We start from the raw sequence: 25,749 nt of genomic DNA, 5'->3' as shown, positions 1-25,749 counted from the left end.
ATGGCTACAGACCTCTTTCAGTCACCGGATTATTTTGGTGTCGACGAATTGCTGACCGATGAACAAAAGCTGATTCGTGAGACCGTCAGGAATTATGTGAAAAAAGAAATTTCACCCATCATCGAAGACTATGCGCAACGGGCAGAATTCCCGCAGCAGATTGTCGGGCAATTGGGCGAACTGGGTTGCTTCGGGCCTACCGTTCCGGTCGAATACGGCGGTGGCGGTCTCGATTACATCAGTTATGGCCTCATGATGCAGGAGCTGGAAAGAGGGGATAGTGGTGTGCGATCAACGGCTTCGGTTCAGGGTTCGCTGGTGATGTTCCCGATCTACCAATACGGAAACGAAGAGCAGCGGAAAAAATATTTGCCCAAACTGGCAATCGGTGAGTGGCTTGGTTGTTTCGGACTGACAGAACCCGATCACGGCAGCAATCCTGCCGGCATGCTCACCAATTTTCGCGATGCAGGCGACCACGTAATTCTCAATGGAAGTAAAATGTGGATCTCGAATGCGCCGTATGCGCAGGTTGCGGTGGTGTGGGCCAAAGACGAGAATGGAGAAATAAGAGGATTGGTTGTGGAAAGGGGAATGGAAGGATTCAGCACACCAACCACGCATGGCAAATGGAGTCTCCGCGCCAGCGCCACAGGTGAGCTGGTGTTCGACAACGTGAAAGTGCCGAAAGAAAATATTCTGCCCAACGTGAAAGGATTGAAAGGTCCCTTGGGTTGTTTGACAAAAGCCCGTTACGGAATTTCCTGGGGTGCCTTGGGAGCGGCAATGGATTGTTACGATACGGCCCTTCGTTACAGCAAAGAACGAATCCAGTTTGACAAGCCGATTGGCGCTTTTCAGTTGCAACAGAAAAAGCTGGCAGAAATGATCACCGAGATCACCAAAGCGCAGTTGCTGGTTTGGCGTCTTGGCAGCCTGATGAACGAAGGAAGGGCTACGCCGCAACAGGTTTCGATGGCCAAGCGCAATTCCTGCGAGATCGCCGCTACCATCGCCCGTGATGCGCGGCAAATGCTGGGCGGCATGGGGATCACCGGAGAATACAGCATAATGCGGCACATGATGAACTTGGAAAGCGTAATCACCTACGAAGGAACGCACGATGTGCACCTGCTGATCACAGGGATGGATGTTACAGGTTTCAATGCGTTCAAATAATCCCCTGTCCCCTGAGGGGAGACCCAGGTCGGGGAAGTCTGTCCGACTTGCGACTGTTCTTTATTTCAAACTGATTTCTTCGTATGACCGACAGATGGATTTGAATTGATCTTCTGTAGAGTCGCATTCTTCAACATTTGGTCATTCGACCGAAAAAAATTATTCATCAGAAATGTCAAAAAATAAAAAGGGAAACGTTGGCCTGGGTCTCCCCTTCAGGAGGACAGGGGGATGAAAGTCTATTATCGCACCTACGATCTTGCGTTTCGGTACCCGTTTACCATTTCCAACGGTAGAACAAAAACACACCAGCCGACCTTCATCGTGCAACTGGAGCACCTGGGACGTGTTGGGTTTGGCGAAGCCCCGGCCATTACCTACTACAATATTCCGGTAGAAAAAATGGTCGAGGACCTGGAGCGAAAAAAACAGTTCACGGAAAAATTTGCCTTCACCGAGCCCGAACGTTACTGGCACTATCTCCACCATTTGTTTCCCACCAACCCGTTTCTGGTTTGTGCGCTGGACATTGCCGGCTGGGACCTGTATGGTAAATTCAAGGGCAAGCCGCTTTGCCAACTTTGGGAGGGAAATACCGGCAAGCAAACCGTCACCGATTACACCATCGGAATCGATACCATCGAAAAGATGGTGGAAAAGATGATCGAGAAACCCTGGCCGGTTTACAAGATCAAGCTTGGTACGGACAACGACGTGGCGATCATTGAATCCTTGCGCAGGCACACCAACAGTGTGTTTCGCATCGATGCCAATGCAGGCTGGAAGAAGGAAGAAGCCCTGGAAAAAATCCAGGCCTTCAAAGACCTTGGCGTGGAATACATTGAGCAGCCCCTTGCCAAAGACGATTGGGAGGGAATGAAATGGCTTTATGCAAATTCGCCATTGCCACTTTATGCCGATGAAAGCTGCGTTGCCGAACACGATGTGGACAAGTGCAGCGGCCATTTTCACGGCATCAATATCAAACTGACGAAGTGCAGCGGGCTGACACCGGCGTTGCGCATGATCCGCCGTGCACGGGAACTGAACATGGGCGTGATGGTTGGGAGCATGAATGAATCGACGATCGGCTCTGCCGCCATTGCGCACCTGCAATCGCAAATCGACTTTCTCGATGCCGACGGTCCGCTACTGTTAAAAGAAGATCTTGCAACCGGTCTGCACTACGAAAACGGAAACGTGGCAACATCCGGCGATCCCGGCCTGGGCATTCGCTTTACCGATCTTTACCAGAAATAAAAAAGGCCCGTCACCGGGCCTTTTTTATTTCTCAATCTGTTTTGTCTTTTACCAATTCAGCTTACCAAATACGAACCCGCACGCTGTCGGGACGGAACATCGGCGTGCCTGGCTGAATGTTGAACGTAGTATAGAATTCATCCACGTCCGCAAACGGGCCATTGACCCGGTATTTGGCAGGTGCGTGTACATCCGTTAACAGCCGGTTGCGCAATTGCTCATCGCGGATCTGTCCCAGCCATCCCAATGAATAGCCAAGGAAATAGCGTTGCATGGGCGTATAGCCTTTCAGCTTTTCGCCTTTTTTATATTGCTCCGTCGTCTTAAAGGCTTCAATGCCCAGCAAAATCCCACCCAGGTCGGCAATATTTTCGCCCAGCGTTGCCTTTCCATTGATGTGATAACCCGGCAAAGGCTCGTAGCCGTTAAACTGCTTCACCATCACGTCCGCTCTTTTTTTAAATTCTTCCTCATCCTTTTTTGTCCACCAGCTTTTCAGGTTTCCTTTTTCATCAAACTGGCGGCCTTCGTCGTCGAAGCCGTGGGTGATCTCGTGGCCAATGGTGCTGGCGCCGCCGTATCCGTACACTGTGGCATCGTCCAGTTCCTCGTCACGATAGCCCGGAACCGTGAAGATTCCCGCGGGCAAAACGATTTCGTTGTTCGAGGGATTATAGTAGGCATTGTAGGTTTGCGGCGTCATGTCCCACTCGTCCCTGTCTACCGGTTTTCCGAGTTTGTTCATGTTGTAATTGTGCCACCAGAGATTGGCATTGATGCTGTTTTGCACAAAGCTTTCCCGCCCGATCTGCATCGCAGAAAAATCCTTCCACTTGTCGGGGTAGCCAACTTTCTTTTTCATGGCAGCCAGCTTTACAAAGGCTTTCTGTTTGGTGCTGTCGCTCATCCAGGTCAGCTGCCCGATGCGGTGGTGCAAAGCCGTGCGGATGGCCTCCACCATGTCGGCATACCGTTTCTTGGCCGTTTCGCTGAAATATTCTTTTACGTATAACTGGCCGAGCATTTCGCCCATGCTGGCCTCCATGGCCCCGATCACCCGCTTCCACCGGGGACGTCTTTCTTTTGCCCCGCTGAACAGTTTGTTGAAGTTGAACGATGCCTGGCCGTATTGATCGGGAAGGGACCCGGAAAAATCGGAAAGCAAATTGAATTTCAATTCGCTTTTCCAGACGTCGATAGGAGTTGATTTCAAAACGGCATTTAGGGTCTTAAAAAACTCCGGCTGACCAACGATAACCGAGTCGACATTCTTGACACCGGTGACTGACAGGAACTTGCGCCAGTCAACATTTCCGGAAAGTTTCGGCAGGTCGGCAATTGCCATTTTGTTGTAATTGCGATAGGGGTCACGCAGGTCTTCCAGTTTACGGGAGCTTTGCGCCAGTTTGGTTTCCAGGGCCAGGATATCGCCGGCTTCTTTTGCCGCCTTGGTACTGTCTTCGCCGGAATAGGTCAGGATTTGCGTAATGTAGTGCAGGTATTGCTGCCGGATATTTTTTGTTGGCGAATCGTTTTTGAAATAATATTCCCGTTCCGGCAGGCCCAGGCCGCCCTGCCAAAGTTTATACGACATCAGGTCGCTGTTCTTGTCGTCCTGCGCAACAAAGTCGGCAAACAGTGTAGACGAGCCGATGTTTTTCAGTTCGGCCGAAGTGGCAACCAGGGAGTTTACATCGGTAATGGCGTTGATCTTATCGAGATAAGGCTGCAAGGGTTTTAAACCCGCCTGCTCCACTTTTGCACTGTCCATGGCAACAGCCCAGTAGTCGCCGATCTTTTGCTGGTTGGTGCCCTGCGCCGCTTGCGAGGCTGCCGCCTTTTCGCTGATGCTGCGCAGGCGGGACAGGTTTTCTTCGATAACCAGGTTGCCAATGCCCCACGAGCCCTGGTCGGCTGGGATGGGGTTGGCTTTGATCCAGCCGCCGTTGGCATATAAAAAGAAGTCCTGGGCGGGGGAAACCGCCGTATCCATGTTCTTTGCCAATACGTCGGCTTTGTTTTTTTCGACAGAGTCGGGACCCGTGCCGGTTACGGATTTGACCTCGTTATTACAGGCAGTCAGCCCGCCGGCAAGCAGGAAGAGAAGTGCGATTTTTTGCATTGTTCTGGATTAAGGGTTAAATGTAGCGACAAATGCTGCACGATCGAAGCCGTTCATAAAACCGGGACCGGAGCGGAATCGGCCTTAAATTTGTTGACAATCTGCAAAACCGTCTTCATGAAGAAAGTCGTTTTCTTTTCCTTTCTCTTTTTGTCGCAGGCTGCATTTGCCCAGTTTCACATGGGTGTTTTTCTTGGAGGGGCCAACTATATCGGTGATTTGAACGACAAACCCTACAAACGCACCAAAGGCGCATTCGGTCTTTCGCTCAATTATGAAGTGTCGGACCGTGTGATGTTGCGCACGGGTTTTAACCTCGGGAAGGTCGAAGGCGGTGATCAATTCAGCGGATCGACGTTTCAAAAAGAAAACCGCAACCTGAGTTTTCAATCGGCTATTTCCGAGTTCAACCTGATCGGGGAACTCACGGCTTTCAACTTAAATAATATTCGCTGGTCGCCCTATGCATTCGCCGGTATAGCGGTTTATCATTTTAATCCGTATATCAAAGATTCTTCGGGTGCCAAGATTTTTCTCAAACCCCTGAGCACGGAAGGGGAGGGACTCACAGCTTATCCCGACCGCAAACCCTATTCCCTGACGCAATTTGCCATTCCCTTTGGCGGTGGTATCAAATACAACATCAACGATGACGTCCGCCTCGGACTGGAGGTTGGTTTCCGCCGTCTTTTTACCGATTACCTGGACGACGTGAGCAGCACCTTCGTGGATGAACAAACCCTTCTTGCCGAGCGGGGTTCGCGTGCCGTGCAGTATTCGTACCGCGGCGACGAAGTGCCCGGCGAGTACCCGCTTTACCCAGATAACGGTTATCCCGCCAAGGATGTGCAGCGTGGAAACGTAAAAACGAAAGACTGGTATTATTTCACGGGCCTGCACCTGACCTTCCGGCTGGGCGGCGGTTATGGCAAAACCGAGGCATCCGGAAAAAAGAGCCGCTACGGTTGTCCCACTGTGCCCATGTAAACATTTTGCTAACGTTGTGTGTTCCTACTTTTGCAAACACACATGGCATACAAAAATCAGCAGCAGTTTATCGATTTACTGGAGCGTGAAGGCGAATTGGTTCGTATCAGAGAATACGTAAATCCCCACCTCGAAATTTCCGAGATCACGGATCGCATCAGCAAAACCGCCGGCGGCGGCAAAGCCCTTCTTTTCGAAAACACGGGTTACGACTTTCCTGTTCTCATGAACGCATACGGCAGCGAACGCAGGATGTGCCTTGCACTCGGCGTGCAGCACCTGGACGACGTGGCAAAAGAAATCGAAACCCTTTTTCACCTGCTGTCTTCTCCCAAGGAAAGCATCGTGGATAAGCTGAAGCTTCTGCCAAAACTCGGGCAGTTTGCTTCGTGGATGCCCAGGGTGCGCAGCGGACGCGGTGAATGCCAGCAAGTGGTTTGGCAGGGAGCCGAAGCGGATATCACAAAGCTGCCGGTGATCACGTGCTGGCCCAAAGACGGTGGTCCCTTTGTAACGCTGCCGGTGATCCATACAAAAGATCCCGTGACTGCCTCCCGCAACGTGGGCATGTACCGGATGCAGGTTTTTGGTCCGGATCTAACAGGCATGCACTGGCACAAACACAAGGTGTCGGCAAAACATTTTTCCGAATACAAAAAGCTGGGTAAGAAAATGCCGGTGGCCGTGGCATTGGGTGGCGACCCGGCCTATGCCTATTCCGCGACAGCACCGCTACCGGAAAATGTGGATGAATACATGCTGGCCGGTTTTCTCCGCAAGAAAAAAGTGGAGCTGGTAAAGTGTATCACGCAGCCCGAAATCGAAGTTCCTGCCGACGCGGATTTCGTGATTGAAGGCTATGTTGACCCGGCCGATGAACTGATCTGGGAGGGGCCGTTTGGCGACCATACCGGTTATTACTCGCTACCGGATTGGTATCCCCGTTTTCACATTACCTGCATCACGCACAAAAAAAATGCGGTTTATCCGGCCACCATCGTGGGCATTCCGCCGCAGGAAGACGCCTGGCTGGGAAAGGCCACGGAACGCATTTTCCTGGCACCGATGAAAATGACCATGGTGCCCGAGATCATCGATATGGACATGCCTGTAGAAGGCGTTTTTCACAACCTGGTGATTGCGCAGATCCGGAAGGAGTACGCCGGGCAGGGGCAAAAAGTGATGAATGCCATGTGGGGCGCCGGCCAGATGATGTTCAATAAGATCCTGGTAATGGCCGACCAGGATGTGCGGATACAAGACTACGAGGAGCTGTCGACCTATGTTTTCAAAAACCTGAATCCGGCCGCGGATATTTATTTTTCGCAGGGACCGATGGATGTGCTGGATCACAGTTGCAGTAAGCTGGGTTTTGGCGGAAAGATGTGTATCGACGGAACCCGGAAGTTCGAAGAAGAAATGGACCAAAACTGGCAGTTGGCAGTTAGCAGTTCGCAGGCAGAGATTGAAAAAGCTGTAAAGCAGTTCGAAGAAATCAAGGACATCAACACGTCTTTGTTGAAGAAAGACATACCGGTTTTGATCCTGTCGGTTGAAAAAAACCGCAAAGGGCATGTTCGGGAATTGCACCTGCAATTGTGCAACCTTGCCGAACTGGAAGGAATCAAACTCATTCTATATGTGGAGCATACGGTCAGCGCAAATGACCTGGCGGTTGCCCTCTGGCGATTTTGCAACAACCTCGATCCCAAACGGGACGCCGTTCTGGCGCAGCGGCCTTCTGCAAAAGAAGAAGGAAAAACCTTTGCCTGTATGGGATTAGACGGAACGATCAAATCGAAAGAATTTGACAATTTCCAACGCGACTGGCCCAACATCATCGTGATGAACGATGAAACCATTAAGGCTGTGGATGAAAAATGGAGCCGTCTTGGTTTGGGCGACTTCCTGCCGTCCCCGTCGCTGAAATTCAAAAGCCAGATCTATGGTGAAGAGGCGGTCGTGGCGTGAGGACGTGAGATGTGAGAGGTGAGACGTGAAACAAGAGGGAACTTTACGGTTATGAGTTTTCCTGGCTCACATTCACGCAATTAAAATTTGTAATCCTCGCGTTCCGGGTGAAAGACATCCAGCAGCTGGCAATCGGTGAGTGCCCGGCCGCCATGCTCGACGTGTGGCGGAATGACGGCTACGAGTCCCGGCGTGAGCACTTTTGTTTCACCGGCCACGGTTAATTCAAACTCACCGCTCAGCACATGGGCCACCTGTTCGTGCGGATGGGAATGTAGCGGAATGGCATGGCCGGCTTCTACGGTCCAGTAAACGAAGGTCATGGTGCCGGTATGAATGGTGCGTGCATGGTAGCCCCTGACGATTTCCTTCGATGGCAAAGTTTCGATTTGAACAAACGACATCCTGCAAAATAGCAAGCATTTTGAATTTATCGCTGTCGAAAAATATGGTGCGTTAAAACAAAGAAGCCGGTGATTACCGGCTTCTTTGTTCAGATGAAATTGTCTATACGAAACTGCTATCCTAGCAGAACAACCTGCGTCATTTCTTCCTCCTGTCCTCCGTTATCCTTCATCGCCCTTCCAATAAATCCTTTCAAATGTAAAAGCAGTTTGGTATTCCAAAATCAGTAACCCGGGTTCTGTTGCAGGTCGTTGCCCATCTTCTTGGCGATCTCAATGACCGGGTTGGGAATTGGGTAGTATTCATTTTTGTTTTTAATGAAACCGCCCGAGGCCTTCAAATAGCCTCTCCGGTCTTTTTCTTTGGCCAGGTAAGCGTTCAACACGTCAGCGGCGATTCCCCAACGTACCAGGTCGAAGAAGCGGTGGCCTTCCATGGCTAGTTCCAGTCTTCTTTCAAACCGTACAGCCTTTCTGGCCGTAGCCTGGTCGGCAAAGGGGACTGCATAGTCTTTTATCAGGTAATTGGCCGGTGCACCCGTTACCATGCTACCCGGGTTGGCTGCCCGTGCACGAATGCGGTTGATGTACTGCCTTGCCTTTTCCAGCGATCCTACTTCGATCTCCGCTTCAGCTGCCATGAGCAGGACGTCGGCAAAGCGAATGATGTTGTAGTTCTTGGCCGTTTGCCTGAAGTTGTTCACGTTGGTGAAGTTTCCGAGGTCGGTGTTTTTCGACACGTGTTTTTTGGGACTGTACGGACCGGCATAAGCCTGGTCGCGAATCCAGCTTCGACCGGGGTGCTGGCCATAATCCCAGTACGGCACACCGCGGCGGCCTACCGACCAGTCGAGCCGTGGATCAAGCGGTGTTGTGGCATCATTGGTAAACGGACTGTTTGAGGTAATTCCCTCGTCATTTTTCAGGTTGTCGTTGTTGTATGAATCATCCAGGAACGGCAACCCGTCCGCCGTGGTCTTGTAGGCATTGACGAGATTTTGCGAAGGCTGGTAAAACCCGCAACAACCCCATACACCGCCGTAAGGATAAGCCAGTTCGTAGGATGTTTCGGCAGAACCCGTAACGGTGCCGCTGGCCTGTGTTTGCTGGGAAAAAACCGCTTCGGCAGAGTTTTCATAGCCAATGTCGAAATTCTTCCAGTACTGGTCCTGCAGGTCGTATTTTTTGCCGTTGGAAGTTTGTCCCTGGGCAATGATCACATCATACAGAGTTTTTGCCTCGTTGAACTTCTTTTCATACATATAAACCTTTGCGAGGTATGCTGCAGCTGCCCACTTATTGGCACTGCCCACCAGCGCCTGGGTTTCCGGCAGGTTGTCGTAAGCGAATTTGAGGTCGGCTTCGATCTTTGGCCAGATATCCGTTTTGTTATCGTACTTGGTGGTAGCTTCGTCGATGTACGGTACTTTGTTCCACATCCGTTTGGCTTCGAAATGGAAATGGCCCCTGAGGAATCTTGCCTGGGCAACATAATTTTTCTTTTCATCATCAGTGATGCCCGGGATTTTGCCCGAGAAGTTAATGACGTCGTTTGCCCGTGAAATGCCTTCGTAGAGCGATAGCCACTTAAACCGGAAATAGGTATTGGCTGCCTGCGATGCATAAATTTCAATTTCCGTCATCTGGGGCTGGTCACCGGCATCGGTGCCTTTGTAGGCATCGTCCGATGCCACATCGCCGTAAACCCAGTTGGTGGCACCCACCATCCAGCCGCTGGCGCCGGGAATACCCTGGCCGTCCAGCATGCCGTAAGTCCCGATCAACAGGCCGTCAATTCCTTTTTTACTCAGTAACTGGTCGCTGGAATAACGTCCGAAGGGCTGAGGGTCCAGATAGGATTTTTTGCAGGCTACAAGGCTGAACACGCAGAGTGCCATAAAACCAATTGCCTTTTTATACTTGAATGCCGTTTGCATATTTTTCGTTTTGCTTTTTAAGAATTAATGTCTTGGATTAGAAGCCGACGTTGATGCCGAAGATGAATTGTTTTGGTGTAGGATAATTGCCGGCATCCACACCCAGGTTCCTGTCGGCAAAGCGACGTGTATAGTCGTTCCGGCCTGTGTTGATGGTTGTGATCTCGGGGTCAAGGCCGGTGTACTTGGTGATGGTGAAAAGGTTTTGTGCCTGTGCATAAAACCGGATGCGGTCAATGCTGTAGCGTTTCAAGAGGTTTTGCGGCAGCGTGTAACCCAGTTGAATATTGCGCAACCGCAAATAACCACCCGGTTCGATATAATAGTCGACCGGCAGCGTTCCGCTGGTGGCGTCGTTGCTGGAAATTTGTGGCAGAAGGGCATTCTTGTTTTGCGGTGTCCAGCTTTCGTACAAAACGCGGCGGGTACGGTTACCCTGGAAGGTGTTGAAGTCTGTCCAGTAACGGGTATAGTTGGCGATCTGTCCGCCGGCCTTCCAATACAGGAAGCCTGAAAAATCAAAACCTTTGAAAGCAATATTGGCATTGAATCCCATCACAAAATCCGGGTGCGGGTTACCGATAAAGGTGCGGTCTTCCGGTGTGATCCGGCCATCGGGTTTGCCTGCCGGTCCGGAGATGTCTTTGTATTTCCATCCGCCAATCAGCTTTCCTTTCTGGTCGAGCGAGGCCAGTTCGGCATCATCATCAAAAAAGCCGTCGACGACGTAGCCGTAAAAGCTGGAAATGGGCATCCCGACAACCGATCGGTTGAACGGATCGATACGGGTGCGGTCTCCTTCAAAAAAAGGATCGGCGAGATCGAGCACTTTGTTCCTGTAGAGCGAAAAATTGGTGCTGAAGTCGTAGCGAAGGTCTCTGGATGCCGTGCCCCGATAAGAAAGCGTCAGGTCGATGCCTTTGTTATCCATGGAGCCGATGTTGATCGGCTGCCGTGCCACGCTGCCGCCGTACAGACTTGGATCCAACTCCCTTTCATAAACAAGGTTGGTGGTTTTGCGGTCGTACACATCCAGCGAGATAGCCATTTTGTTGTTCAGCAAGGTGGCGTCAAAACCCAGGTTGGCGGTCCTGGTTTCTTCCCATTTGATATCCGGATTGGCGATCGTTTGATGGCGAACGCCGGGCATGAAGTTGGTGTTGCTGCCGTTCAGCGGGTAAGAGGCATCGTTGTTGATCGTGAAGAAATTAAAGAAGCCGAGTGAGCTGATATTGTCGTTACCGAGGATACCGTAACCAAAGCGCAGCTTAAAATCGTTGAGGGCTTTGATATTCTGGAAGAACGGTTCTTCGGAAACCCGCCAGCCCAGGCTGAAGGCCGGGAAGTTGCCGTACTTGTTTTTGGGGCCAAAGGCATCAGACGATCCATCGCGGCGGAAAGAACCGGAAAACAGGTATTTGTTCATCAGCGAATAGTTCACCTGGGCGATGATCGGCGAGTATTTGCGGCTTCTGAATTCGCTGCTTGTACCAAACGGCGTTGGGCTGAGCGTAGATCCCAGTTGCCAGAAATTACGATCGAGGTTGAAGAAGTCGTTGGCATTGCCCGAAACACTCCGTCCCTGGTTTTGAACAACCTCGGTACCCACCATGGCTTTCACTTCATGAATGTTTTTGAACACCTTGTTATAGTTTAAGGTATTGTACCAGGTTAGCTGGTATCCATAGTTCTGGCCTTCTGCGAACGTGGCGATATTGCTGCGGCCTTCCGCGCTTTCAAAATACCCCGTTACAAAAGCATAGTTGCTGCCGTTGCCGAAGTCCATACCCAGGTTCGACCGGAAGGTGAAGTCCCGAAGGAAATTCACCTCGGCAAATACACTTCCGATTATGCCTAACCGTTTTTCCTTGGCATCCTTTCTTCGGTCGAGGATCGAGTAGGGGTTGTGTGCGTTTCCGAGGTTGGCTCCGCGGGTGCCTGCATAGTTTCCTGCAATATCGAAAACCGGAACAATGGGTTGCATCCGGTAGGCCATTGAGATAGGGTTGCCTTCATCCTGGTTGGTGAAGCCCTGTACGCCATTCCTGTCGGTCAGGTTCAACTGAACATTTTCACCGATGCGAATGGCGTTTTTGATCGTGAAGCTGGTGTTGGCCCGAAGGGCATAGCGCTTATACCGGGTGGTGTAAACAATCCCTTTCTGGTCAAAATAGTCGGCGCCAAAAAGGTAGTTGGCGCTCTCCGATCCACCGGATACACTGAGCTGGTGGTTTTGCATGGGCGCATCCTGCAGCACGGCGCCGATCCAGTCTGTGCCTTGCTTGTTGGCCGGTACAATCAGGTAGGTTCCCGTGCCATTCACATCAAAGGGATCGTACCGGTACCTGGAAGGATCAGCAGCTGGATCGCCGGTAAAAATGGCGCCGCTTTTTCCGCCTGTCAGGCCACCGCCGGCATAAATGTAATCGGGGATGATGGGTTTGTCGCTGACACCTGTCGGTCCCGCATACTGCCCGTGTTTAAAACGACCCTGCGCATCCAGCAGCCCGGCATTTTTTTGCAGTAAGAAGAGATATTGTCCGTATTCTTCCGTGTTCAGCAGGTCCAAACGTTTTTTAAAGGTTTGGGTACCGTAGTAGCTGTCATAGGTCACTTTGGGTTTGCCCTGTTTGCCCTTTTTCGTGGTAATGATGATCACACCCCCAGCGGCTGCCGAACCATAGATGGATGCTGCAGATGCATCCTTCAACACCTGCATGGTTTCAATGTCGTTTGGATTTAGCTCCGTAATGGATCCTACCCGGGCACCATCCACCACATAAAGTGGCTCGTTGTTGCCAAAGGTGCTGTAGCCATGAATGCGGACGTTGGAACCTGCCCCGGGTATCCCGGACGTCCCCACTGTTACACCGGCCGCCTTACCCTGCAGAAGACTCTGCACGTTGGCACCGGGATTAGCCACCAGTTCTTTCACGTTGACTACCGCTACCGAACCGGTGATGTCTTTCTTTGCCTGTGACGTGTAACCGGTTACCACCACCTCATTCAGAGTGGAGCCGTTTTCGCTAAGCGAAATGTCAACGGAAGATTTTCCTGCCAGCGCAATTTCGCGGCTCGAGTAGCCAATAAAGCTCACGACCAGGATACTTTGGTCGCTCGGAACACTGATGGTATAACGGCCTTGCAGGTCGGTCGTCGTACCATTCTTGGTTCCTTTTACTAGGACGGAAGCGCCGGCGATTGGCAGGTTCGCGGCAGTCGTAACAGTCCCAGAAACAGTTTTTTGTGCGTTTGCCCAAAAGGCAAGCAAAAAAAGAAGCAACGAGGCCACTCCTCGTAATTGGTTTTGTTTCGCAAGCATAACGTTCGTTTTAACGATTTTTAAGGAGAATTAACAATTATTAACAAAAGATAATCGTTATAAAACCCTAAGCAAATTTTTGCAATACCCTTTTTGGGGTAACTGGTTAATGTGAACATTGCCGACGTGTGTTCGTTTCGGTGTTGCATGTTGGAAAATAGACAGTTAGTTTACCCAAGGTTCAAAATCGTGTAGGCATCAATGTGGAAAACTTTTTTGCCTGAATAATCTGCTAATAGGCAAAGCCCGCTGCAATTTTATCGCAAAGTGTTCCCTCACTTGATTTCAATGTAGGCAGTATATTCCTCCTCTCACTTCAGTACTTTCGTGGTACATTGGTAACGCAATGCTTTAGGTTTTGGAAAGGTCTATTCATCTTTTAATGACCGGCGCCGGCGCACCGGGTGCACCGGGCATCATCAAATGCCTGACCCGGTATCCTGCCATCCGCCTCTTTGTCGGGGACGCTGATCCCAATGCACTTGGGCGGCATCTACACGCCCCTTTTTTTCAGAATCCTCCGGCAAATGATCCAGGTTTTGCAGGCCACATTTTGGCTCTCTGTCAGAAAGAGGGGATACAGATTGTTATGCCGTTGGTGACAAAAGAATTGTTTCCTTTTTCACAACAGAAAGCCCGCTTCGCGGACGCCGGCATTAAGGTTCTGGTGTCATCGTACGATGCCATTCGCGTGGCCAATGACAAGGCGGCCTGCTACCGTTTTTTACGGGACAGGGGAGTGGCTGTTCCGAATTTTTTCGTTGCCAAAACAATTGAAGATTTCATTCATGCCGCATTTGAATTGGGCCACCCGCATGAACCTTTTTGTTTTAAGCCCTGTGTTGCCAACGGCAGCCGCGGCTTTCGTATTATTTCGGATAGCATCAATGAGTCGGAACAGCTTTTTCAACAAAAGCCTTATACACCCTACATCACGTACACCCATGCGTTGAAAATTCTTGCATCCCAGCCCTTTCCGCAACTTGTGGTTACGGAATATTTGCCGGGTGACGAGTATTCGGTGGATTGCCTGGCTAACCAGGGAGAGGCGGTATTGGTGGTACCGCGGCTGCGGCAAAAAACCATCAATGGCATTAGTGTGCAGGGAACTTTTGTTCGGGACGAAGCAATTATCGCCTACTGCACAAAAATCATCGCAGAAATTGGTTTGCATGGAAACATTGGCATCCAGGTACGTCGTGCAAAGGACGGACGGCCGCTGTTGCTGGAGATTAATCCGCGTGTGCAGGGTACTATTGTCGCGGCACTCGGCGCCGGCGTGAATCTTCCCTTGCTGGCGGTCAAACAGGAATTGGGCCTGCCTATTCAGCCGGATGAAATGGAGGTGAAGTGGGGAACCGCGTTTACCCGGCACTGGACTGAAATTTTTTACTGAGCTTGTTAAAAACAAGCCGGCTTTTCCGGATCTGTTTTTCCTTCTGTAAATTGCCTGTATGAAAAGAACCTTGTGGCTGACAGCACTGATTGTGTTTGCCGGCTTGTTTGCCTCCGGACAAAACGGAAAAGCACCTGGACCGGCCGCACTGAGTAACACGCTTCTTTGGCGTATCAGCGGCAAGGGACTTCAAAAACCGTCTTATCTCTTTGGCACGATGCATCTTCTTTGTGCCGACGACATCGCCCTGAGCGATAGCCTGAAGATGGCTATCAGCCGGGCCGACAATGTTTACCTCGAACTGGACATGAACAACATGTTTGAAATGCTGGGCGCCATGCAGCACATGAGCATGAAAGGCGACACCACGCTGGCCGACCTGTTGACCCAGGAAGAATATAAAAAGGTAAAGGCTTACTTCCACGAAAACGCCAGCATGCTGCCGTTTGAGATGCTGCAAACCTACAAGCCCTTGCTTACCGCGTCGATGGTTGCCGAACAGCAGTCGACGGCCTGTGACCACATGATCTCGATGGAGCAATTGATTATGGAAGAAGCCAAAAGCAGTGATGTGGCCATCAAAGGACTGGAGACAATGGATTTTCAACTGGAAATTTTCGATAAGATCCCTTACAAACTGCAGGCGAAGCAGCTTTACCAGGTGATCAACCATATTAACGATAAAGGCGGTGAAGATGAAATGCAGATCCTGACAAATGCCTATCGCCGGCAGCAACTCGAAAAGTTGGAAGAGATTACGAAAAAAGAAGACATGGGCATGTCGTCATTCATTGATTTGCTTTTGTACAACCGCAATGCTAACTGGGCAAAGAAGCTTCATCAACTGATGCAGGATAAATCGCTGGTGGTGGCGGTGGGAGCCGGGCATTTGCCGGGTGCCAAAGGCGTGATCAATCTCCTGCGAACAGCCGGTTACAAGGTTGAGCCGGTGGCCAATGAAATGATCAGGAAAAAAGTAAAGGAGATTTAAGGGATTAGATATTGGATATTGGGATATTTTTCGATGCAAAAAGGTCAATATCCCAATATCCAACTGGTTTAATACTGCTCCAAGCCGCTGAAGAAAAAGTCGCCTTCTATCTTCGCATTCTCGTCGCTGTCGCTTCCGTGAACGGCGTTTTCACCGACAGAAGTTGCAAACAGTTTGCGAATCGTTCCTTCGTCTGCTTTGGAAGGGTCAGTCGCACCGATCAGGGTTCTGAAATCGGCTACAGCATTTTCCTTCTCCAGGATCGCGGCAATGATAGCACCACTGCTCATGAATTCGGTCAGTTCACCGTAAAAAGGTCTTTCTTTATGTACTGCATAAAACTCCCCGGCTTTTTCTTGTGAAAGTTTAGTCTGCTTCAGGGCTACAACACGAAACCCGGCTTTGATGATCTTGTCCAGGATGGCACCTGCGTGTCCGTTGCGCATTGCGTCTGGCTTGATCATAGTAAATGTTCTGTTACTCATAGCTCAAAAATTTGAAGCGCAAAAATAGGCAGAGCGGCGAAAATCAAAATCAAATTATGAAATGGTCACTCGGCTGGTGCTAGTTGCACGATCAGCGAGGCATAAAAATTCCGCCCGGCTGCTGCATTGTAATATCGGCCCCCAAAGCCGTTAATGTCGTTGCCCAGGCTGTAATGCTGGTCCAGCAAATTGTCGGCGCCAACAACCAATTTAAATTGGGTGCGGTTGCCAACATGCTTTTCCAAACCGAATTTCGCTCCAAGAAGATGATACGCATTCGCGTAATCGCTGTTGGCGTCATTCAGCGGGATTTTACTGCTGTAGTAATAAGTAAGATTCGCCAGCAGGCCATTTTTTGCAAAGACTTCCACGCCAGTAGATACCGTGTTGGGAGCTATACCGGGCAAGGCTTTACCGGAAAAATCAACTGCCAGTTGCTTAAAGTCCTTGTAATGGAAATCATGATAGGTGTGGTTCAGCCAGACGGAGCCTTTCCGGAAAAATGAAGCTTTTTGGAAAAACGAATAGGCAAGGCTGGTTTCAACACCTTTTTGCGATGTCTTGCCGGCATTCACAAAATAATCGCCACCGCCGGCATCTCTCCGCTGCACGATGGTGTTTTGCAGCCTGAAATAAAATGCATTGATGTCAAATGTCAGGTCGGAAAGAATTGTTCCCCGTGCGCCAAGGTCATAATTGACGCCTTCTTCGGCTTGCAGCGAGAAATTGATATCACTGCCGCTCGGCAACAGTTCAGCCGATGTCGGTGGCGAAAAACCTTTCGAGACGCTGGAATACAGGGTCAGGTTTGTCCATTTTCTGGCAATTGCCAGTCGGGGAGTCAATTGGTTGTTGAGTGTGCGGTTCATCACCCTGCCAGGTGTCGGTGCCGAACGGCGGAAGCGCAGCGTAGAACCGTTCAGCGACGCTCCGGCAGTGACTTCCAAGCTACCAAAAGAGGCGTTGGCTTGCAGAAACGCAAATGACTGGCGGGTGTGGATTTCATCATCGGACTGCAGGCTGTCGGGTTCCCCGCCAACATTCTTGAACACGGCAGACGTGGAAAAATTTTGTTGCAGTTCGCCACCAAAAAGCACGTTCAGCAAGGTTTGTGCAATTTGTTTTTTCACCGAGAAAACCGTTCTGCCTCCAACATGCGGTTCCATTGTCTTGCCAAAGTTGCGAATGGTTGGGTTGCGCAATTCGGTAAATGCACCATAAGCCGAAGATAGATTTGAAAGGGAGGACGTGAGCTGTTGAGTCAGGCTTGCGCCGGCCAAAAAAGTTTTTTGCGAAATGGACGCCTTCGCCTGTTCGGCGCTGGGAAATCCTGCTCCCCGCGGGCGGAAGGCTTTTGGATTGGCAGTGTATTCCGCTTTTGTTAAGGCACCCGGGGTTTCGTAAAAAAGGTCGCTGTATAAAACCGTTGTTTTGATAGCCTGTTTTTCGCTGGAGCGATAGTTCCCGGTCCAGCTCAATACATCTCGTTTCATTTTGGAATGATAGCGGTAACCATCACTTACCTGGTGTTGAAAGCCAATGCGGCTTTTGTTATCAGTTTTGCCGGCGGTTACCGAAGCATAGGCATTGCGCAGCCCAAAACTGCCCGCCGAATATTCGCCAGATAAATTGGCACGTTCGCCGGCAGTTGTGCTTTCAATCAGTAACACTCCACCCGTTCCCGCACCATAAAGGCTGCTGCCCGGGCCCTTTAAAATTTCTATTGAACCAACGTTGTAATAACCCAACCCATTCAGGTAGGTATTTCCACCGGGATCGGTAAAAGGAATGTCGTTCACATACACCTTCACATTACGAACACCAAACGGAGAGCGAAGAGAACTGCCCCTGATATTGAACCGGTAACTGCCCGGCGACCGTTCTTCCATGCGTACCCCCGCAACTGTGTTCACGGCCTGAACGACTGAAGCAGAGCCGAAACGATTCAGGGTTTGTTGATTGACAAAACCGACAGCAGCCGGAACGTCCTTAAGTTTCCTTGCTTGGCCATAGGCTTTGACTTCCACCGTTGACAATGGATTCTTTGTTGTATCGGCCTCCTGGCAAAAGGCAACGGAACTGAAGCAGGAAAATGCAATGAAAACACTGGCAGCGGCTGGTCGTATCTGGCGGTTCATCTTCAAAGTAACAGGGACAAAAATGGATGGACAAAAAAATCATTTCGGACAAGGATTTTTTACGTCAATTGGTAACGGAATTCGGCCGGTGTGAAGGAGCGGTCATTGTAGACAGGAAGGATGGAAAAATTATTCCGAAACCGGCCTGTCGCTTTCGAAAGAATGGGAATACGGGTCGATAGTGACCCGGACCTGCTGCAACGATGAAACGGTTGCAATGAACCATAAGAATTGCAGCAACCTGCCGTTGGCAGGACTTTTTAGGTAATACGGACAAACAAAGTTCCGGGCAGAATTGAAGTTTGTAGCTATTTCCGACACGCATTGCAGGCACCGCAGCCTGAGGATTCCCAAAGGGGATGTGTTACTGCATGCCGGTGATATTGGTTACCGCAGCACACGGGAAGAAGTGATCGATTTTCTGGACTGGTTGGGAAAACAACCTCACCTGTACAAAATCTTTATTGCCGGCAACCATGATTTTTTCTTTGAACGGGAAAAGCTTTCGGTTATTCAGAAAATGTTACCCGACGGTGTGCACTACCTGAAAGACGAAGCTGTCGTTCTGAACGGTATTAAAGTTTGGGGGTCGCCATACACACCCTGGAATTACCGGTGGGCATTCAACAAGCGGAGGGGGGAACCATTGGAAAAGCAATGGCGCAACATCCCGCACGACACCGATGTTTTATTAACACACGGCCCTGTTTATGGGATCCTCGACACCATTTACAATGACCAGCACGCCGGTGACAAGGACTTGCTGAACCGGGTGCTGGCAGTCAAACCAAAGGCCCACGTTTTTGGACACATTCATGAATCGTACGGTTCGGTTAAGCGACAGGGCATTCAATTTGTGAATGCATGTTTGTTAAATGAAGCGTATGAATTGGCCAACAAGCCCCTGGTTTTTGAGGTTGCGGCCCGCCCTTCGGCGAAAGCCGCGTCTGGCGAAGTAGAGGAGGCGTGACCAGAAAGGGTCAAGTCAATTGTACAATATCACATGGAGTCTGGAAAATATTTTATCAATGTTTAAACATTGAGTAGATTTGACAATTAAACTTACGTTATGGCAATTACTTGGAAAGTAGATCCCTCGCACTCGGAAGTGCAGTTTAAAGTGAAGCATTTGATGATTACAACCGTCACCGGTTATTTTAAATCCTTCGACCTTGAAGTGGTAACGGAAAACGACGACTTCTCAACGGCGTCCAAAATTGAGTTTACGGCGGATATTGGTTCCATCGATACGAACAACCAGCAGCGGGATACCCACCTGAAATCGGCCGATTTTTTTGATGCGGAGAATTTTGGCCAGTTGAAATTTACAGGCCGCAACTACAAAACAGATGGCGAAGAAGGCACGCTGGCAGGCGACCTTTCGATCCGCGGCACAACGAAACCCGTAACAGTGATCGTTGAATTTGGCGGGATCGTGGTAGACCCTTATGGCCAAACCAAAGCTGGATTTACTGTTAGCGGTAAAATCAGCCGGAAGGAGTTTGGTCTGACCTGGAATGCGGTTACGGAAGCGGGCCAGGTTGTTGTAAGCGATGACATCCGCATTCATTGCGAAATTCAACTGGTGAAACAAGCGTAAACAAAGGCTGGAAGCGGCGTTCCGGCGTCGCTTTTGCTTTTTAACAGTTCCAATTTTTAAAAAACAGTTCGAGACCATTACCTTAGCCCGCTATGACAGTAGAACAAATCCAGCAGTTTTTAGACAGGGAAACCGTTCCGCAAGGCAAGATCATTCGCTTTGAAATGAAGAAACGCAACCCTGTCCGTGGTTTGATTGTGAAAGGCAAAGACTACAATGAGCTGAAGGAAAAGAATTTTTGGCGTATTGTCACCCAGACTCACCTGGTCGAATACAGCAAGACCCAGAATATTAATTTGGCCAAAATTTTCAGTGGAACCGACTTTGCCAAGCTTTCGCTGGTCAGCAATAAAGCCGAAGACTAAGTTTTTTCCGGATTTTACTCGTCGCAACAGTGCAAGTTGTATCTGTTCCTACCTATTTTTGCGCTTTCTGTAAACCAAAGATCGGCGATGGACTAAAGTTTTAAAGTCTTTTAGCCTGTTCCCGCATCAACGTTTTAACATGATCGCAATTCTCGTATTTTTCATTTTACACTGGTACCTGTCGCTGTTTGCCCAAACGTTTTTCCACCATCGCTATGCTGCGCACCGGGCGTTTACCATGAGTAGCGGATGGGAACGTTTTTTCTTCGGCTATTCCTATGTCATGCAGGGCTCTTCGTATATGAGTCCCAGGGTGTATGCTATTCTGCATCGCATTCATCATGCGTATACCGACACAGAACATGATCCCCATTCGCCTTCTTTTGACAAAAACGTGGTCAGTATGATGTGGCGGACATCGGTGACCTATGTGCAGATCATGAAAAATCGCGTTCCGCTGGAGGAGCGTTTTTTAAAAAACGTTCCGCAGGTAAACTGGCTCGACTGGTGGGGAAATACCTGGTATTCCCGCATCCTTTGGTCGGCGGCTTACACCTGGTTTTATGTCGCTTTTGCACCTTCGGCATGGTGGTATCTGTTAATCCCCGTGCACATTTTGATGGGGCCGATCCATGGTGTGATCATCAACTGGTTTGCGCACAAATACGGTGATACCAATTTTCCCACCGACAATACATCGAAAAACCTTTTCAAGCTTGATCTTTTAATGCTGGGAGAAGGGTATCACAACAACCATCACAAGTATCCAAGCCGCAGCAATTTTGCCGCGAAGAGAGGCGAATTTGATCCTGTGTATCCGGTGATCCGTTTGCTTAACCGCTTGAAAGTGATACGGATTATCAATCCTGCCTGATTTTTTGTGCGATATCAGCTACGATCTTTTCGGCATGTTCTCTTGAATTTTCAATAAAAAGCCGGTGGGTGTTCATGCCCCCGCAAATTACGCCGGCTAGGTAGATGCCCGGTACGTTGGTTTCGTGTGTGTCTTCGCTATACGTAGGCTTGCGTACCTCATCCGGGCTTAATTCAATTCCCATATTCTGGAGGAAAGGAAGGTTAGGCTGGTAGCCGGTAAGGGAGAGCACCCAGTCGTTTTCCAGGATAAGGTTGCCCTCCGGGGTCTGTACCACGATTTCTTTATCCCGGATCTCCGTAACCATTGAATTAAAGTAGGCTTTGATCGAGCCTTCGGCGATGCGGTTGTCAATGTCGGGCCGTACCCAGTATTTCACCCGTTTGCCAATTTCCGGTCCGCGAACAATCATTGTGACATCGGCCCCTTTGCGCCAGGTTTCCAGAGCGGCGTCGACGGCTGAATTTTGGGCGCCAATCACGGCCACTTTTTGAAAGGCATAATAATGCGGATCGTCGTAGTAGTGTTTGACTTTCGGCAATTCCTCGCCGGGTATGTTGAGGAGATAGGGGATGTCGTAAAAACCGGTGGCAACAATAAGGCTGCCGGCTGAATAGAATCCTTTGTTGGTTTTAACACGAAACCGGGTCGTTTCATCTTCTTCGTACCTGGAAACCTCCGTGACCTTTTCGAAAAGGTGGATGTGAACCTTGTTATCCTGCGCTACCCGTCGGTAATATTCCAGGGCCTCGGTTCGTCGAGGTTTGGGGTTGTTGGAAATAAACGGCACACCGCCAATTTCCAGTCGCTCGGACGTGGAAAAAAAGGTCATGTTCACCGGGTAATTGTACAGGGAGTTCGCCAGCGGGCCTTTTTCTAAAATCAGGTAGTCGATACCGGCTTTTTTTGCTTCAAGTGCACAGGCAAGGCCAATGGGGCCGCCGCCAATGATGATAATGGGATACTGTTTATCCAACCTTTGGAAGTTTTGATGAAGATACGGTTGCAAAAATTTTCGTGCCCTTCATAACAGAGACCGGAGAGCCGTCCGCCAGGAAAACGCTGACAGGTTTTCGGGCCAACGCCTCGGCAAACGGCCGTCCATACAGCATTTCGGCATCGCAGTTTACTGCATAGTCGGTAACGTTGTACACCTTCCATTTCGGATGCGCCACCTCGTAAGTACCTGCGCAATTTGGATTAACCTGCGTGTAGCCCCAGTAATGTTCGGTAATGAATTCTGCTTCGGAACCTTGCAGAATCGGCGTAGCCATTTTTTCCGCGACAACCTTTAAAAAATTCCACTCCCGCCTTACTTCCCATTCATACTTTACTTCAAATCCTTCGTTGGTCATTTTCCATTCGTGCTTCATGCGATGGGTTGCGTACGTTTCGCCATAGAAAGTATTGGCCACAAAAGCGATGGCCCGTCTGGGTACGATTTCTTTGATGAAAACTACCCCTCTTTTCCAGCCACCGTTTTCTTTGAAACGGACATAAAACCGAAGGTTCACTTCTTCGAACGTGCGGTGAAGCGGGATCGGGAGGCCGCGTACTTTGGTATTTGCGAACAAGAAGCCCACAAGGCTCACATAATGCGTGTCCCCGAAACTGTCCAGTTCAGTTCTGCAGGGCAGGTAAGGTTTCAGAATTTCCGGATCAACCGCATAATTCGCCAGAATCAGGTTTTGCCATTCGGCCGTAAGAAAAGGTTTGGGCATGCTATAAAGGTAAAAGAGGAATGGCCGGCAAATAAATCATCAATTACAGCAATAGCAAGATTGCGGGCAATCGCCAGTTGTTTACTGCGCTGTAAAAAAATACCAGCAGATTATTCAATTTGGCCTCGCCAACCTAACTGAAAGACACTAAAGTTGTTAAGCCTGATTTAACATTTCAAAAAGACGGACCAAGTTCATTGCCGTTTCCTCCTGATGCCTTACTTTTGCCGCCAAAATAAGTAAAACAAAAAACCGGCATCCAACCGGGATGCCTACAAAATTGTTAACGATGTCATTAGCCAAAGAAAAAAAAGCGAGCATTTTTACACAGTTTGGTGGAGCCGCAACAAACACCGGTTCAATTGAAGGTCAGATTGCTCTTTTGACTGAACGTATCTCTCAAATCTCTGCACACCTGCAGCAGAACAAAAAAGATTTCTCCACCCATCGTGGTCTCATGCAATTGGTTGGTAAACGCCGCCGCTTGCTCAATTACCTGCAGAAGCACAACCTGCAAGGTTACCGCCAGTTGATTGAAAAATTAGGTATCAGGAAATAAGCAGCATATTCAGCAGAAACCCTTCCGCAACCGGAAGGGCTTTTTGCTTTACGTGCTTATTTTTCTTACCAACCCTTACTTCATCTGTTTGCGTTCCGGAGAGTCTTGCCTCCAGGCGACAAACACCAAACTTCAACAAACATGTTGACGCAAAAATTCTCCAAAACATTCGATTTAGGCGACGGCCGCGAAGTGACCATTGAAACCGGTCGACTGGCCCGCCAGGCCGATGGTGCCGTCACGGTGCGCATGGGCAACAGCATTTTATTGGCAACGGTAGTTGCAACAAGGGAGCCGAAAGAAGGACAGGATTTTTTTCCATTGAGCGTTGATTACATGGAAAAAATGGCGGCTGCCGGCCGCATTCCCGGTTCGTTTTTCAAACGGGAAGGTCGCTTGAGTGAATCCGAAATTTTGATTTCCCGCTTAATTGACCGCGCCTTACGTCCACTTTTCCCCGAAGATTATTTATGCGAAGTGCAGGTCATTGTGACCCTCATTTCATCCGACGAACAAATATTGCCCGATGCCATGGCCTGTTTGGCCGCCTCGGCTGCCCTGGCTGTTTCGGACATTCCCATTAAAGAAGTGATTTCCGAGGTCAGGGTTTGTAAGATCAATGGTGAATTCAAAATCAATCCGACCCGCAATGAAATTGAAAGCGCTGAACTCGATTTCATTATCGCCGCCACCCAGGATAATATCATGATGGTGGAAGGTGAAGCAAAAGAGTGCAGCGAAGATGACCTGGTAAGAGCCCTGGAAGTAGCGCATGAGGCCATTCGCATCCAGATCAAAGCGCAGCATGAACTGCGGGAGATGGTGGGAGTAACTACCAAGCGTGACTATCCGAAACCCGTAACGAATGAAGCCATTCAAAAACGCGTTTACGAGTTGGGTACCGAGAAGATGAAGCAATTGTCGAAAGGCAATTTGCCCAAGCAGGAAAGGAAAGATGCGTATAAGGCCATTTCTGAAGAAATTCTGGCAGCACTGGCAAAAGACGAAAACCTGCCGGAAGGTGAAAAAGTTGCGACGGAAACAGAAAAGCTGGTAAAAAAATACCTGGCCGATCTGCAGTACGACGTTGTCCGGGATATGATCCTGAACGATCGTGTTCGCCTTGACGGACGTGGCCTGGAAGATATCCGTCCGCTGGACATGGAAGTGGATGTATTGCCAACGCCGCACGGTGCATCCTTGTTTACGAGAGGAGAAACGCAGTCCTTAACGACTGTAACCCTCGGTACGCCGCTGGATGAACTGCTTGTAGAAACAGCCGGCAAATCCTTTGATTCGAAATTTTACCTGCACTATAATTTCCCGCCATTCTCAACCGGCGAGGTGAAGTTTTTACGTGGCGCCAGCCGCCGCGAAATCGGTCACGGAAAACTGGCTGAGCGTTCCCTGAAGCAGATGATGCCGAACGACGAGTATCCCTATACTGTTCGGGTGGTAAGTGATGTGTTGGAAAGCAATGGCTCATCTTCGATGGCGACCGTTTGCGCCGGTTCGCTTGCCCTAATGGACGCAGGTGTGCCTGTTCCAAAACACGTTGCCGGTGTGGCCATGGGCTTAATTACCCAGGAAGGAAAGTACGCCGTACTGACCGACATCCTTGGTGACGAAGATCACCTGGGTGATATGGATTTTAAAGTTACCGGTACAAGAGAAGGGATCTGCGGTATCCAGATGGATATCAAAGTCGACGGTCTTAGCATGGAGATCATGCGCAATGCACTGGAGCAAGCCCGCCGTGGTCGGATGCACATCCTGGATGCCATGTATAACTGCATCGCCCAAGCCCGCAGCGAAGTGAAGCCGCATGCACCTCGCATGGTGAAGATGTTTATCGACCGTGAGTTCATTGGTGCGGTAATCGGACCTGGTGGTAAAGTGATCCAGGAGATCCAGCGTGAGACCGGTACGACCATCAACATCGAAGAAAAGAACAACATGGGTGAGGTCAGCATCTTTGGTACCGACAAAGAAAAAGTTGAGAAAGCACACAACTGGGTAAAAGGCATCGTTTCTGTTCCGACCGTCGGCGACGAATACGAAGCGACTGTTAAGTCGATCATGCCCTATGGCGCTTTTGTTGAGTTCCTGCCTGGCAAACAAGGTTTGCTGCACATTTCAGAAGTTAGTTGGAAGCGACTTGACACGCTGGAAGGTGTTCTGAACGAAGGCGACAAGGTAAAAGTGAAACTGACAGGCACCGATCCGAAAACTGGTAAGTTCAAATTGTCCAGGAAAGTGTTGTTGCCCAAACCCGAAGGTCAGCAGGGTGGTGGAGAAAGAGAAGGTCGCGAGAACCGCGACAGACCTCGCCTTGAACGTAACCAGGGTGGCAATGGCCAGCGAAGGGATGACAACCGTGAACAACGGCCGCAGGAAAACCCGGAACAGGAAAACCTGTAATCACAAACAATAAAACT

At 49.8% G+C, this 25,749-nt stretch carries 20 protein-coding genes; 12 read left to right on the top strand and 8 right to left on the bottom strand.

Going from position 1 to position 25,749, the window contains the following annotated elements; genetic code table 11:
* A complete protein-coding gene (locus tag D6024_RS13625; RefSeq protein ID WP_121355173.1) occupies nucleotides 1–1,179 on the top strand; it encodes an acyl-CoA dehydrogenase family protein in 1,179 nt (392 codons plus the stop codon).
* A gap of 231 nt (nucleotides 1,180–1,410) precedes the next feature.
* Nucleotides 1,411–2,439, top strand: coding sequence for a dipeptide epimerase (locus D6024_RS13620; RefSeq protein WP_121355172.1), 1,029 nt, complete (start codon nucleotides 1,411–1,413; stop codon nucleotides 2,437–2,439).
* A 61-nt stretch (nucleotides 2,440–2,500) separates the two neighbouring features.
* Here D6024_RS13620 and D6024_RS13615 read toward each other — a convergent pair whose 3' ends face one another.
* On the bottom strand, nucleotides 2,501–4,561 hold the full coding sequence (locus D6024_RS13615) for a M13 family metallopeptidase (protein ID WP_121355171.1): 2,061 nt from the start codon (nucleotides 4,559–4,561) through the stop codon (nucleotides 2,501–2,503).
* A gap of 117 nt (nucleotides 4,562–4,678) precedes the next feature.
* Between D6024_RS13615 and D6024_RS13610 the strand changes: the two genes are divergently transcribed.
* Together D6024_RS13610 and D6024_RS13605 are read left to right on the top strand one after the other, a co-directional pair.
* Nucleotides 4,679–5,548, top strand: a complete 870-nt coding sequence (locus D6024_RS13610; protein WP_121355170.1) for a DUF6089 family protein — start codon at nucleotides 4,679–4,681, stop codon at nucleotides 5,546–5,548.
* 42 nt (nucleotides 5,549–5,590) lie between these two features.
* Nucleotides 5,591–7,519 carry a menaquinone biosynthesis decarboxylase gene (locus tag D6024_RS13605; RefSeq protein WP_121355169.1) on the top strand — a complete coding sequence of 643 codons (1,929 nt, stop codon included), beginning with the start codon at nucleotides 5,591–5,593 and terminating at the stop codon, nucleotides 7,517–7,519.
* A gap of 80 nt (nucleotides 7,520–7,599) precedes the next feature.
* Here the strand turns inward: D6024_RS13605 and D6024_RS13600 are convergent, their stop codons facing one another.
* The 3 genes from D6024_RS13600 to D6024_RS13590 form a co-directional block, all read right to left on the bottom strand.
* Nucleotides 7,600–7,923, bottom strand: coding sequence for a cupin domain-containing protein (locus D6024_RS13600; RefSeq protein ID WP_121355168.1), 324 nt, complete (start codon nucleotides 7,921–7,923; stop codon nucleotides 7,600–7,602).
* A 224-nt stretch (nucleotides 7,924–8,147) separates the two neighbouring features.
* On the bottom strand, nucleotides 8,148–9,860 hold the full coding sequence (locus D6024_RS13595; protein ID WP_121355167.1) for a RagB/SusD family nutrient uptake outer membrane protein: 1,713 nt from the start codon (nucleotides 9,858–9,860) through the stop codon (nucleotides 8,148–8,150).
* A 37-nt stretch (nucleotides 9,861–9,897) separates the two neighbouring features.
* Nucleotides 9,898–13,182: a SusC/RagA family TonB-linked outer membrane protein gene (locus D6024_RS13590; RefSeq protein WP_121355166.1), complete on the bottom strand. Its 3,285-nt coding sequence runs from the start codon at nucleotides 13,180–13,182 to the stop codon at nucleotides 9,898–9,900.
* Between the two features lie 358 nt (nucleotides 13,183–13,540).
* Here D6024_RS13590 and D6024_RS13585 point away from each other — a divergent pair, with 358 nt between their 5' ends.
* A complete protein-coding gene (locus D6024_RS13585; protein ID WP_162944752.1) occupies nucleotides 13,541–14,578 on the top strand; it encodes an ATP-grasp domain-containing protein in 1,038 nt (345 codons plus the stop codon).
* A gap of 58 nt (nucleotides 14,579–14,636) precedes the next feature.
* Nucleotides 14,637–15,569 (top strand): TraB/GumN family protein, encoded by a 933-nt coding sequence (locus D6024_RS13580; protein ID WP_121355164.1) that lies wholly within the window; start codon nucleotides 14,637–14,639, stop codon nucleotides 15,567–15,569.
* Between the two features lie 68 nt (nucleotides 15,570–15,637).
* Here the strand turns inward: D6024_RS13580 and D6024_RS13575 are convergent, their stop codons facing one another.
* Nucleotides 15,638–16,054 (bottom strand): nucleoside-diphosphate kinase, encoded by a 417-nt coding sequence (locus tag D6024_RS13575; RefSeq protein WP_121355163.1) that lies wholly within the window; start codon nucleotides 16,052–16,054, stop codon nucleotides 15,638–15,640.
* Nucleotides 16,055–16,119: 65 nt separating this feature from the next.
* Complete coding sequence (locus tag D6024_RS13570) at nucleotides 16,120–18,192, bottom strand: TonB-dependent receptor (RefSeq protein WP_121355162.1); 2,073 nt, start codon at nucleotides 18,190–18,192, stop codon at nucleotides 16,120–16,122.
* 295 nt (nucleotides 18,193–18,487) lie between these two features.
* Between D6024_RS13570 and D6024_RS13565 the strand changes: the two genes are divergently transcribed.
* The 4 genes from D6024_RS13565 (at nucleotide 18,488) to D6024_RS13550 (ending at nucleotide 21,031) form a co-directional block, all read left to right on the top strand.
* Nucleotides 18,488–19,162, top strand: a complete 675-nt coding sequence (locus D6024_RS13565) for a metallophosphatase domain-containing protein (protein ID WP_121355161.1) — start codon at nucleotides 18,488–18,490, stop codon at nucleotides 19,160–19,162.
* A 99-nt stretch (nucleotides 19,163–19,261) separates the two neighbouring features.
* Nucleotides 19,262–19,792, top strand: coding sequence for a YceI family protein (locus D6024_RS13560; protein ID WP_121355160.1), 531 nt, complete (start codon nucleotides 19,262–19,264; stop codon nucleotides 19,790–19,792).
* Between the two features lie 92 nt (nucleotides 19,793–19,884).
* Nucleotides 19,885–20,157 carry a short-chain dehydrogenase gene (locus tag D6024_RS13555; RefSeq protein ID WP_121355159.1) on the top strand — a complete coding sequence of 91 codons (273 nt, stop codon included), beginning with the start codon at nucleotides 19,885–19,887 and terminating at the stop codon, nucleotides 20,155–20,157.
* A gap of 139 nt (nucleotides 20,158–20,296) precedes the next feature.
* The gene (locus D6024_RS13550) at nucleotides 20,297–21,031 is read left to right on the top strand and encodes an acyl-CoA desaturase (protein WP_240410029.1); all 735 of its coding nucleotides are present in this window, start codon (nucleotides 20,297–20,299) and stop codon (nucleotides 21,029–21,031) included.
* On the opposite strand, the gene D6024_RS13545 is transcribed toward D6024_RS13550, so the two are convergent.
* Both D6024_RS13545 and D6024_RS13540 read right to left on the bottom strand, forming a co-directional pair.
* A complete protein-coding gene (locus D6024_RS13545) occupies nucleotides 21,018–22,007 on the bottom strand; it encodes a YpdA family putative bacillithiol disulfide reductase (RefSeq protein ID WP_121355158.1) in 990 nt (329 codons plus the stop codon). The two genes, D6024_RS13550 and D6024_RS13545, sit on opposite strands and share 14 nt — an antisense overlap.
* On the bottom strand, nucleotides 22,000–22,752 hold the full coding sequence (locus D6024_RS13540) for a YqjF family protein (protein ID WP_121355157.1): 753 nt from the start codon (nucleotides 22,750–22,752) through the stop codon (nucleotides 22,000–22,002). Before D6024_RS13540 ends, D6024_RS13545 begins: the two co-directional genes overlap by 8 nt.
* A gap of 289 nt (nucleotides 22,753–23,041) precedes the next feature.
* On the opposite strand from D6024_RS13540, the gene rpsO reads away from it, so the two are divergent.
* On the top strand, nucleotides 23,042–23,311 hold the full coding sequence (rpsO, locus tag D6024_RS13535; RefSeq protein ID WP_121355156.1) for a 30S ribosomal protein S15: 270 nt from the start codon (nucleotides 23,042–23,044) through the stop codon (nucleotides 23,309–23,311).
* Between the two features lie 141 nt (nucleotides 23,312–23,452).
* Nucleotides 23,453–25,732 (top strand): polyribonucleotide nucleotidyltransferase, encoded by a 2,280-nt coding sequence (pnp, locus tag D6024_RS13530; protein ID WP_121355155.1) that lies wholly within the window; start codon nucleotides 23,453–23,455, stop codon nucleotides 25,730–25,732.
* Nucleotides 25,733–25,749 lie beyond the last annotated feature (17 nt).

Source organism: Flavisolibacter nicotianae, assembly GCF_003628535.1.
Classification (GTDB): domain Bacteria; phylum Bacteroidota; class Bacteroidia; order Chitinophagales; family Chitinophagaceae; genus Flavisolibacter; species Flavisolibacter nicotianae.
This window is presented reverse-complemented; position numbering and strand designations above follow the sequence as displayed.